The following is a 9,764-nucleotide window of genomic DNA, read 5'->3' on the forward strand; positions in this document are numbered from 1 at the left end:
GTCACAGAAGGCTCGATAAATCCGACAAAAACAGTTGATCTTTCTCGTGCATCGCGATTTCTACCAGACTCGCGAGCAACTGTTAATGTCTTCACCGAAGGCTAATGTTTTTAGCAAGCCGACACAGGTCCGGGCTTTCCAAACCTAAGACGATATTTGGCAGTGGTCGGCTTTGCTTGCAGGCGACAACCAATCCACGCAACCCGCGCCTTTTCCACGACAGAACATAACCAAGGATTGGGATATGAACACTCGCATGAAACTTACGGGGACAAGTGCCCTTGCACTTTGTCTCTCCCTTGCGACACTGCCCGTCTTCGCACAAAGCGATGACGAAGTGATCCAACTCGACCAGATCATCATTGCATACCGCGCGGACGGAACCCCGGTCTATGCCGGTGACGACACCACGCGGGTCGACTCAGAGGAAGTCGAATCCGCCGGCGCCTCTGGTAAAGTCGATGACGTCCTGCGCGCACAGCCTTCGACCTTTACGCGCTACAATGCGCAGCAAACCGGCGTTGCCGTCAACATTCGCGGTTTTGAAGGCAATGGTCGTGTTGCTATGGCAATCGACGGCGTACCACAGAACTTCCGCTTTACCGGACACGAAGCCATGGGCTTCGCTTATATCGATCCGTTGCTGCTGTCGTCGATCGACATCACCCGTGGCGCCAACACCACGGCAGGCGGGACCGGCCTCGCGGGCTCTGTGAACTTCCGCACCATTGATCCTGTCGATCTCGTAGAAGAAGGCGAAGGCTTCGGGAGCCAGGTGAAGCTGAGCTACGGCGACAATGGCAACAACCGTGCCGGAATGCTCGCCACAGCTTACAGCGGCACCGATTTCGACGTCATGTTCGCGGCGACAAATCGTCAGTCCGACAATTTCGAAGACGGTGCTGGCAATGAGGTCAGCGATACGGGGCAGGACACGACGTCCTACCTCGGCAAAGTGATCTATCGCATTGATGATAATCAAAGCCTCAAATTCTCTGCTATGCATTATGAAAGCGAATTTGGTGCGAACAGCTACTATCAGGAGATGACCAACGACACCGTCAGCCTTGGCTACAACCTGATCGGTGCCTCACCTCTCGTGAATCTCAGCGTCAATGCCTATTATGCTGAAAACTCGATGCTCTACACCGAATCCATCAGCGGCACGGGCAGCTATGCCGGACGTAACCTGATCACCAAGACCCTCGGGGCCAACGTCACCAACACGTCGGAATTCGCCTTCGGAAATTGGCTGGCAACCAGTGTGAATGGCCTGGAGTACTCCCGTGATGACCTCGGCGGCACAACCGGCAACGTCAACCCTGTGGACGGAGAAACGGCCCGTTTCTCGCTGTTCAGCCAAAACACCTTTGACAATGGGCCTTGGGAAGTGACGGCGGCCTTCCGCGCGAACAGCTACACGACAAAAGGTGTAAACGTTAACGAAGTGGCGACGGATATCGACAAGAAATCTTTCGACCCGAAACTCACCATCGGCTATCAGCTCACGGATTGGCTCCAACCCTATGTCAGCGTGTCGCGCACCACGCGAATCCCGACACTGTCGGAAACCCTTCTGGGCGGCAACCACGGTGACAGCAACCCCTCCTTCTTCGTGCCGAACCCGGACCTCAAACCTGAGGTATCCACGGGCTTCGACATCGGTTTCAACATCGACAAAGCGGACCTCTTCGTTTCAGGCGACCGCTTGACCGGCCGCGTGAACTACTACGAAATGGACGTTGAAGATTACATCGTGAGCGGTGCTGTCTCATCAGGTGGTTTTGGCTACGGGTTCTATAACGTCGACGGTACCTCCAAGACCAAAGGCGTTGAAGTCGGTCTGGACTACATGAACGATCTCTATGAGATCGGTTTCGCCTACACACATACCGACAGCGACCTTCCGCCGACGACCGACGGACTTGGTGCAAGCCAATATCTGCCGGACGACACCGCGAGCCTGCGCACCGCCGTGCACCTTCTCGACAACAAGCTGACGGTTGGCGGGATCGGCACCTACGTGTCCACCGGGCCGGATGCAGGCTCGTCCAATGAGGACTATGCGCTTATGGACCTCTTCGCCAGCTATGAGCTGAGCGAGGCCGTGACGCTTGATGCGAAGCTCACCAACGCCTTCGACAAAGACTATACGCCCTGGCTCACCACCAACGGCAAAGGCCGCGGTCGCACCATCTATGTCGGGATGAACCTGAATTTCTGAGCGTTATGTGGCCTCAGCTTTGCTGAACTGCTCCCGTCAGCAGCCTGCAAAAAGTTGCCGACAACTGGGGCTGGGACTTCCCTTATCAATGCACATTCGTTTCGAAACGCCCGCCGGTTTGGCGGGCGTTTTTCATTTGAGTATTTTCACCAGGAAGAAGATCAGACTTCGGTCGTCCGTTCGCCCTCAATCACTTTCGTCTCGACCGTGTTCGGTCCAGCGATCTCGATCCGGCGCGGCTTGAGCGCTTCGGGCACTTCGCGTTTCAGGTCGATGTGCAGCATACCGTTTTCATGGCTCGCGCCCACCACCTTTACATGCTCGGCCAAGGTAAAGCGGCGCTCAAAGGCGCGGGTGGCGATGCCACGATGGAGATAGGTCTTGCCCTTCTCTTCCTCGCTGTCGGATTTGCGGGCGGAAACCACCAGAGCGTGCTCGCGCTGCTCGATGGCGATGTCTTCGGTCGAGAACCCGGCGACGGCGAGCGAAATGCGCCAAGCGTCTTCCGCGGTTTTCTCGATGTTATAGGGCGGGTAGCTGGGCTGGCTGACGTCCTGAGTCAGGACCCGGTCCATCAAGTCGGCGATCTGGTCGAAACCGACGGTGGCACGGTAGAGCGGAGCAAGGTCAAAGTTGCGCATGGGTATCCTCCATTGAGCGATTCCAGATGTAATGCCTTCCGGTGTGCGGACAGGCAGAATGCCGGACCCTGTTCAGGCATCCGACATCTGGAATCTGGGAATAAAGAGAGGCCGTTTCAAGAGGGCTTACTGCCCGAGCAAGCCCAGCGCGAATTTTGTGTCGGTCAGGGCAGGCATAGGACCCGCGTCCACCTTCTTGAATCGGCTTTGACCGGTGGCTGCCATCTGCAGGAGATCGGCCAGAGCACCATCGAGAGAGGTGCCGACGGACACTCGTTCGCCCCGGAAATTCGCCTTGGCCGAAACCACGGAAACGATGCGTGGCACGGCCCCGGTCATGTCGAAAATAGGTGCGCCCGAGGACCCGAAATCGACCTCACAGGAGGTCACAAGCACGCCGCCCTGACGCGCCATGACATGACAGACTTCCTGCAAGGAGGGGCTTTCGGCGCGATCATGCGCATAGGAGACAACTCCCACCGCCTGACCTTTCTCGGGTCGTACGGAAGTCGGGAAGGGCCGCACGGACGTGTTGCGCACCGGCAGCGACAACTCGACCAGCGCCACGTCATTGACCAACCGATCATGAAGATTGTCGCTCGCCAGAGAGAACCCCGGATGGACATAGATCGCCTTGGCCGTGCGATAGGCCTGAGCCTGACCGTTGCGCCACCCCGCTCTGAACGTGACATCGTTTGGCTGATGCGCCTGCTTGCTGTAAATGTCGAACATGCAATGGGCGGCGGTCAACACGAGACGCTCAGTGATCAGTGTGCCGGTGCAGAAACTGCGCCCTGCAAAATCCAGTCGTCCGACCGCTTCCCATCCCCGGCTATCATCGCCTGTGCGAAAGCTCTTGAGCGCGCTGTCTGCCTGTGCCGCGCCCGCCGCAAGTATCAGGGAAAAGATGATCAGCAATTTTTTCATGTCAGTCCTCAAACCCTGTTCGCCCCTCCAGCGCTAAAGAGACATCTGGGCGGGATTATGGCCGATTCGAGAACAATTTGGGCGGTTTTGGGCCACCTGTTGCCCAATCCAGTAATTCGACGGTATGGACCACAGGCACATCCATGCCGGACCCGATCTGCATGATGCAGCCGATATTGCCCGCAGCCACCACATCTGGTGTCTTGTCCGAGAGGGATCTGATCTTGCGGACCTTGAGATTTTTCGAAATGTCCGGCTGCAAAAGGTTGTAGGTTCCGGCAGAACCACAGCACAGATGGCTGTCGCGGGGCTCAACCACCTCAAAGCCGACCTTTTTCAAAAGCGTTTTTGGATGGGTTTTGATCTGTTGCCCGTGTTGCAGGGAACAAGCAGCGTGATAGGCGACTTTCAGGTCCTGTTTGCCCTCGGGCAGGTCGAGTTGCATCAGCACTTCGGAAACGTCCTTCGCCAAAGCCGCCACCTTCGCCGCCTCTTCCGCCAACTCAGAGGTGCGGAACATATGGCCGTAATCCTTCACCGTCGTGCCGCAGCCGGAGGTGTTGATCACGATGGCCTCCAGCCCCTCGCCTTCGATCTCGCGCATCCAGGCGCGGATGTTGCGCGCCGCCGATCCATGCGCCTCGGCCTCCTTGCCCATGTGATGCGTGAGCGCGCCGCAACATCCCGCCCCTTTCGCCACCACGACCTCGCAGCCCAGCCGGGTCAGAAGGCGGATCGTCGCATCGTTGATGTCGGTGTCGAGCGCCTTCTGCGCACAGCCGGTCATCAAAGCGACTCGCATCTTGCGCTCCCCCTTGGCAGGGAACACCTGCGCATCGTCATTGCGTGACACCGGCGGAATACGCGCGGGCGCCATCTCCAGCATGGTTTTCAAACGCGGATCGGGCAACAGATGCCGGAACGGTTTCGCCAGTTTCGCCCCAAGCAACGCCACCCGGAACCGCGATGGGTACGGCAGGATTTTCGACAGGCCCCATCGCAGCAGCCGATCCGTCAAAGGCCGTTTGTAGGTCTTTTCCACATGAGCGCGGGCATGGTCGATCAGATGCATGTAGTGCACCCCCGACGGGCAGGTGGTCATACAGGCGAGACAGGACAGGCATCGATCCAGATGCTTGACGATCTTCTCATCAGCGGGGCGATCATTCTCCAGCATGTCCTTGATCAGGTAAATCCGCCCGCGCGGACTGTCCAGTTCATCGCCCAGCACCGCGTAGGTCGGACAGGTCGCGGTGCAGAACCCGCAATGCACACAGGCCCGTAGAATCTCGTTCGCCCGCGCGATGCCGGGATCGGCGAGTTGCGCCTCAGAAAAATGCGTCTGCATCAGCCCATCATCCCACGGTTGAACTTACCTTCGGGGTCGAATTTCCGGCGCAACCCCGCACTGATCCGCTCAAGTGCAGCATTTTGAGGATGAAACACGCTGAGACGCCGTTTGGTCTCATTGGAGGCCCGGACAAGTGTCGCATGACCTATGGGCATTTTTACCCGCACATCCGTTCCTTCCGCCACCAATAGCCAGAAGCGATTGCCACCCCAATCAAAGATCACATCTGCGGGTGCGACCGCATGCACCACGTCTGCCGCGTCCGAGGGCTTCACGGACATCCGCCAGACATCCCCTGGCACGTCCTGAAACGGTGCGACATCCCGAATTCCACGCCAGATCGGATCGCAAATCTCCGTCCCCCAATGCTCCACAACATCGCGACGGAGCCGCGCACGCATCAGCCCGATCCGGTAGCGCAGCGAGGTCTCGAAGCCTTCGAGACGAAACATAACCCTGCCACCCTGCCAGGCCGCACCGGTCAGATCGTAAGGCTGGCCGAGCATATCCGACATGATCGCCACCGCCTCGACCGCGTCGCCTCCCGGCACACCAAGCGTCACCACCGTTTCCGGCAGGGGCTGCACCTTGAGGCTCACCTCCGTCATCACCCCCAACGTCCCGTGGCTCCCCGCCATCAGCTTCACGAGATCGAGCCCGGTGACATTCTTCATCACCCGCCCACCGTTCTTCACCACCTGCCCGCGCCCGTCGACGAAACGCACACCGAGACAGAAATCGCGACAGGCCCCGACCGCCACACGTCGCGGCCCGGAGGCATTGGCGGCCACCACGCCGCCGATGGTGCTTTCGCCCGCACGCCCAAGCAATCCGCGCAGGTCCGGCGGCTCGAAGGCCAGCCTCTGATTTTCCGCCGCCAAAAGCGCGTCGATTTCGCTCACCGGCGTTCCCGCCTGCGCCACAAGCGTCAGGGTGCCCGGCTCATAAAGCGTCACACCGCTGAGGCCCCGCGTCGAAAGCACCTCGCCCTCGGCCAAACCGATCCGCCGCGAGCCACCACCTTCGATCACGAAAGGTCCACCCTCTCGGATCGCTTCGACCAGATCGGCTTCGCTTTCCACCGCCTTCTTCTTGGCCAAAATACTCATCTCCCCGCCCTCCGGCCCGCACTCACCGCAAGGGGGAAGACCTTCGCCGGGTTCAACAGCCATTCGGGATCGAACACATCCTTCACCGTCATCTGCATCTCCAGATCGACAGGTGCAAACTGATGCGTCATCAGTTCGCGTTTCTCGACGCCCACACCATGCTCCCCGGTCAGGCAGCCTCCCACATCGACGCAAAGCTTCAAAATCTCCGCCCCAAGCCGCTCGGCACTTTCCAACTGCCCCGGCTCATTGGCGTTATACAGGATCAGCGGATGCATGTTGCCGTCGCCTGCGTGGAACACATTTCCGACCATGTGGCCATGCGTCTCACCCAACTCCGCGATACGCTTCAACACGGCAGGCAGTTCGCCCACCGGGATCGTCCCATCGAGACAGATGTAATCGCCCATCTGCCCCATCGCGCCAAAGGCAGATTTGCGCCCGAGCCAGATGCGCGTGCTTTCTTCCGCACTGGCGCTTTCCCGGATCGCCACCGGGTCATGACGTTTTGCGATGCCAATGATCCGTGCCAGTTGGTCCGCGATCTCCTGTTCCGAGCCTTCGACCTCGACAATCAGAAGCGCCTCGCAATCCGGATATCCCGCCTCCGCGAAGTCTTCGGTGGCGCGGATGATCGGCCGGTCCATGAACTCGATCGCCACCGGGATCAGGCCGGAGCGGATGATGTCTGCGACACAGGCCCCGGCCACCTCGCTGCTATCAAAGCCGAACAACACGGGCCGCGCGCCTTCGGGTTTCGGCAGGATGCGCAGGGTGGCTTCGGTCACGATTCCGAGTTGTCCCTCCGAACCGCAGATCAGCCCCAAAAGATCGAGCCCCGGCGCGTCCATTACCGCGCCGCCGATCTCGACCACCTCACCATCGGCCATGACCATGGTCACACCCAGAAGGTTGTTCGTCGTCACCCCGTATTTCAGGCAATGCGCCCCGCCCGAGTTCATCGCGATATTGCCCGCGATGGCACAGGCGAGCTGGCTTGACGGGTCGGGAGCGTAGAAAAAACCTTCATCCTCGACAGCGGCAGTGACGGAGAGATTGGTCATGCCGCTTTGGACCCGAATGTAACGGTCAGAGGTGTTGATCTCCAGAACCTCCCGCAGCCGCGCAACGCCGAGGATCACCGCATCCGCCGTGGGCAAGGCACCACCCGCAAGCGAGGTCCCCGCCCCGCGCGGCACCACAGGCACGCCCATCTCGTGACAGATATTCATCACTTTCGCGACCTGCTCCGTCGTCTCCGGCAAAACCGCCAGAAGCGGCGGGCAGCGATAGGCGGAGAGCGCATCGCATTCATAGGCCTTCAACTCTTCAGGAGCCTCAATTACCGCATCGGAGGGAAGCACCGCGCAGAGGCGGGAGGCCAGCTCCGGCTTGCTGGCGAGCCTCCCCGATTTGGGGGCTGGCATTTCCATGGCTTTCTCCTCCCTGATTGGTAAGATTTTAAAACCAATTTTAGGATGTGACAAGCGTACCGCTCTTGCGTAATGCTGCGCGCATGGAACTCATTGACCAGCTTCGACATTTCAGCCTGCTCGACGCCATCGCCGTGATCTATCTGGTCGGGGCCTGGGGGATTTTGGGCTATATCATCGAGAATCCGCCCCGAAAGCGGATTTCCACCTCGGTTCTGGTCGCCGACTATCGGCGCGAGTGGATGGTCCACATGATCACCCGCAAACCGCGGATTTTCGACGCGACGGTGCTTTCGACCCTGCGCGAAGGCACGAGCTTTCTCGCCTCCGCCTGTCTCATCGCCATCGGTGGCGGGCTGGCGGCAATCTCGAATGCCGAGCGGCTGAGCGGTGTGGCCCGCGATCTGGCACTTGATGCGCCACAGATCATCTGGGAGGTCAAAATCCTTCTGGCGCTGTTCTTCGTCACCAACGCGTTTTTGAAATTCATCTGGTCGAACCGGCTGTTCGGCTATTGCGGCGTGGTCATGGCCTCGGTCAGCAATGACGAAACCGACCCGCAAGCCCTGCCTCGTGCAAAGAAGGCGGGCGATCTGAACATCACCGCCGCGCGGGCCTTCAATGCTGGCATTCGCGGAATTTACTTTGCCCTTGGCGCGCTGTCCTGGCTGGTCGGTCCGGTCGGGCTACTGATCGGTGGCACGCTGGTGATTTTCGTCATGCTGCGTCGGGAATTCGCCTCCACTTCCCGGGCAATCCTGCTCCGCGACGAACCGTAAACCGTCAGGCCGTGCGTACAGACAGCGCTTCGATTCCTTGCGCAATGTCTTCGGCGACCTGCGCAACCCGCTCCTCCGCATTGATCCTCTGCGCATAAGCGCGCAATCCGATCAGTTCCGCCTGCAATCGCCCTGCCAATCGTGCGGGATCGGCATCGGCGGGCAATTCCCCCTCCAATTGAGCCATACGCAAGGCCCGCTCCAAAGCCGTTTCCATACGATCGATCAGTTCCTCGGCCAATCCGCGCAGCTTTGGATCGTCATCGGGCATTTCCAGAATGGTTTTCACCAGCATGCAGGCGCGCGAAGGCACCTCTGTACGGTTTTGCCCCCCGAGGCGCCGCACATAATTCGCAAGCGCTTCAAGATACGGACCATTTCCGGACAGCATATCGGCCAGACCCGCCTGAGTTTTCCCGGAATAGAGGCGCAGCGCTTCGGCAAAAAGACCCTCCTTGGAACCGAATGCGGCATAGATCGACCCCGGTCGCATATCGAGCACATGTTCCAGATCCTTGAGAGAGGTTGCATGAAATCCCTTGGCCCAGAACAGGTCCATCGCGGATTTCAACACCTTGTCCCGGTCATATGTTGCCTGTCTCGCCATCTTCGTCTCTTCAAGTTTGAGTGATCGCTCAAAATATATATTGAGTGACCGCTCAAGTAAACTAAAGTCAGGTCACTCTTATTTGAGCAAGCGCTCAATAATTAAAAGGACACAACATGATCAACTTCACCGCTCATACGATTGACACCGCCCCCGAAGAAAGCCGCGCCACGATAGAGGATGTGAAATCCACCTTCGGTCGCGTCTCCGGCCTGATCGCCGTCATGGCCGAAGCCCCCGCCCTGGCAAAGGCCTATTGGCAATTGCACCACATCTTTCAATCCGAAACCACTTTCGACAAGGACGAGCTGACCGTCATCTGGCAGACAATCAATGTCGAACACGAATGCCATTATTGCGTCCCCGCACATACCGGCATCGCGAAAAAGATGAAGGTGGACGACGCCATTTCCAACGCGCTGCGGGACGAAACCCCTTTGCCGAACGCCCATCTCGAAGCCCTGCGCAGTTTCACGCTTCAGGTCGTGCGTCAGCGCGGCAATGTCACCGAAGCGCAGATGCAAAGCTTCCTCGACGCAGGATTCACCAAACGGCAGATCCTCGAACTTCTCGTCGGCGTCTCGCAAAAGGTGCTGTCGAACTACACGAACCATATCGCGCAAACGCCGGTCGACCCAGTAATGCAGCCTTTTGCTTGGGAAAAGAAACAATCCACAGCCGTCTGAACACGAC

General features: G+C 58.9%; 9 protein-coding genes. 3 read left to right on the forward strand and 6 right to left on the reverse strand.

Going from position 1 to position 9,764, the window contains the following annotated elements; all coding sequences use genetic code 11:
• Positions 1-244 precede the first annotated feature (244 nt).
• Entirely contained in the window at positions 245-2,224 is a 1,980-nt protein-coding gene (locus tag C8N42_RS02285; RefSeq protein ID WP_107814903.1) for a TonB-dependent receptor domain-containing protein, read from the forward strand.
• Positions 2,225-2,385: 161 nt separating this feature from the next.
• On the opposite strand, the gene C8N42_RS02290 is transcribed toward C8N42_RS02285, so the two are convergent.
• From C8N42_RS02290 to C8N42_RS02310, 5 genes are all read right to left on the reverse strand, one after another.
• Positions 2,386-2,865, reverse strand: a complete 480-nt coding sequence (locus C8N42_RS02290) for an Hsp20 family protein (RefSeq protein ID WP_107814904.1) — start codon at positions 2,863-2,865, stop codon at positions 2,386-2,388.
• Positions 2,866-2,991: 126 nt separating this feature from the next.
• Positions 2,992-3,792: a trypsin-like serine peptidase gene (locus tag C8N42_RS02295; RefSeq protein ID WP_107814905.1), complete on the reverse strand. Its 801-nt coding sequence runs from the start codon at positions 3,790-3,792 to the stop codon at positions 2,992-2,994.
• A gap of 55 nt (positions 3,793-3,847) precedes the next feature.
• Complete coding sequence (gene glcF, locus C8N42_RS02300) at positions 3,848-5,140, reverse strand: glycolate oxidase subunit GlcF (RefSeq protein WP_107814906.1); 1,293 nt, start codon at positions 5,138-5,140, stop codon at positions 3,848-3,850.
• Positions 5,140-6,252, reverse strand: coding sequence for an FAD-binding protein (locus tag C8N42_RS02305; protein WP_107814907.1), 1,113 nt, complete (start codon positions 6,250-6,252; stop codon positions 5,140-5,142). The genes glcF and C8N42_RS02305 overlap by 1 nt, the downstream gene beginning before the upstream one ends.
• Positions 6,249-7,685 carry an FAD-linked oxidase C-terminal domain-containing protein gene (locus C8N42_RS02310; RefSeq protein ID WP_107814908.1) on the reverse strand — a complete coding sequence of 479 codons (1,437 nt, stop codon included), beginning with the start codon at positions 7,683-7,685 and terminating at the stop codon, positions 6,249-6,251. The genes C8N42_RS02305 and C8N42_RS02310 overlap by 4 nt, the downstream gene beginning before the upstream one ends.
• 83 nt (positions 7,686-7,768) lie before the next feature.
• On the opposite strand from C8N42_RS02310, the gene C8N42_RS02315 reads away from it, so the two are divergent.
• Positions 7,769-8,464, forward strand: a complete 696-nt coding sequence (locus tag C8N42_RS02315) for a DUF599 domain-containing protein (protein WP_170109165.1) — start codon at positions 7,769-7,771, stop codon at positions 8,462-8,464.
• Between the two features lie 4 nt (positions 8,465-8,468).
• Here C8N42_RS02315 and C8N42_RS02320 read toward each other — a convergent pair whose 3' ends face one another.
• On the reverse strand, positions 8,469-9,071 hold the full coding sequence (locus C8N42_RS02320; protein WP_107814909.1) for a TetR/AcrR family transcriptional regulator: 603 nt from the start codon (positions 9,069-9,071) through the stop codon (positions 8,469-8,471).
• Between the two features lie 116 nt (positions 9,072-9,187).
• Between C8N42_RS02320 and C8N42_RS02325 the strand changes: the two genes are divergently transcribed.
• Positions 9,188-9,757: a carboxymuconolactone decarboxylase family protein gene (locus tag C8N42_RS02325; protein WP_107814910.1), complete on the forward strand. Its 570-nt coding sequence runs from the start codon at positions 9,188-9,190 to the stop codon at positions 9,755-9,757.
• The last annotated feature ends 7 nt before the right edge of the window (positions 9,758-9,764 follow it).

Origin of the sequence: Celeribacter persicus (assembly GCF_003050785.1) — a bacterium.
In the GTDB taxonomy this organism is placed as follows: Bacteria; Pseudomonadota; Alphaproteobacteria; order Rhodobacterales; family Rhodobacteraceae; genus Celeribacter; species Celeribacter persicus.

Excerpts from the sequence above, each read along its gene's own strand:
- C8N42_RS02285 (WP_107814903.1), top strand. The coding sequence starts at position 245 with ATGAACACTCGCATGAAACTTACGGGGACAAGTGCCCTTGCACTTTGT.
- C8N42_RS02290 (WP_107814904.1), bottom strand. The coding sequence starts at position 2,865 with ATGCGCAACTTTGACCTTGCTCCGCTCTACCGTGCCACCGTCGGTTTC.
- C8N42_RS02295 (WP_107814905.1), bottom strand. The coding sequence starts at position 3,792 with ATGAAAAAATTGCTGATCATCTTTTCCCTGATACTTGCGGCGGGCGCG.
- glcF (WP_107814906.1), bottom strand. The coding sequence starts at position 5,140 with ATGCAGACGCATTTTTCTGAGGCGCAACTCGCCGATCCCGGCATCGCG.
- C8N42_RS02305 (WP_107814907.1), bottom strand. The coding sequence starts at position 6,252 with ATGAGTATTTTGGCCAAGAAGAAGGCGGTGGAAAGCGAAGCCGATCTG.
- C8N42_RS02310 (WP_107814908.1), bottom strand. The coding sequence starts at position 7,685 with ATGGAAATGCCAGCCCCCAAATCGGGGAGGCTCGCCAGCAAGCCGGAG.
- C8N42_RS02315 (WP_170109165.1), top strand. The coding sequence starts at position 7,769 with ATGGAACTCATTGACCAGCTTCGACATTTCAGCCTGCTCGACGCCATC.
- C8N42_RS02320 (WP_107814909.1), bottom strand. The coding sequence starts at position 9,071 with ATGGCGAGACAGGCAACATATGACCGGGACAAGGTGTTGAAATCCGCG.
- C8N42_RS02325 (WP_107814910.1), top strand. The coding sequence starts at position 9,188 with ATGATCAACTTCACCGCTCATACGATTGACACCGCCCCCGAAGAAAGC.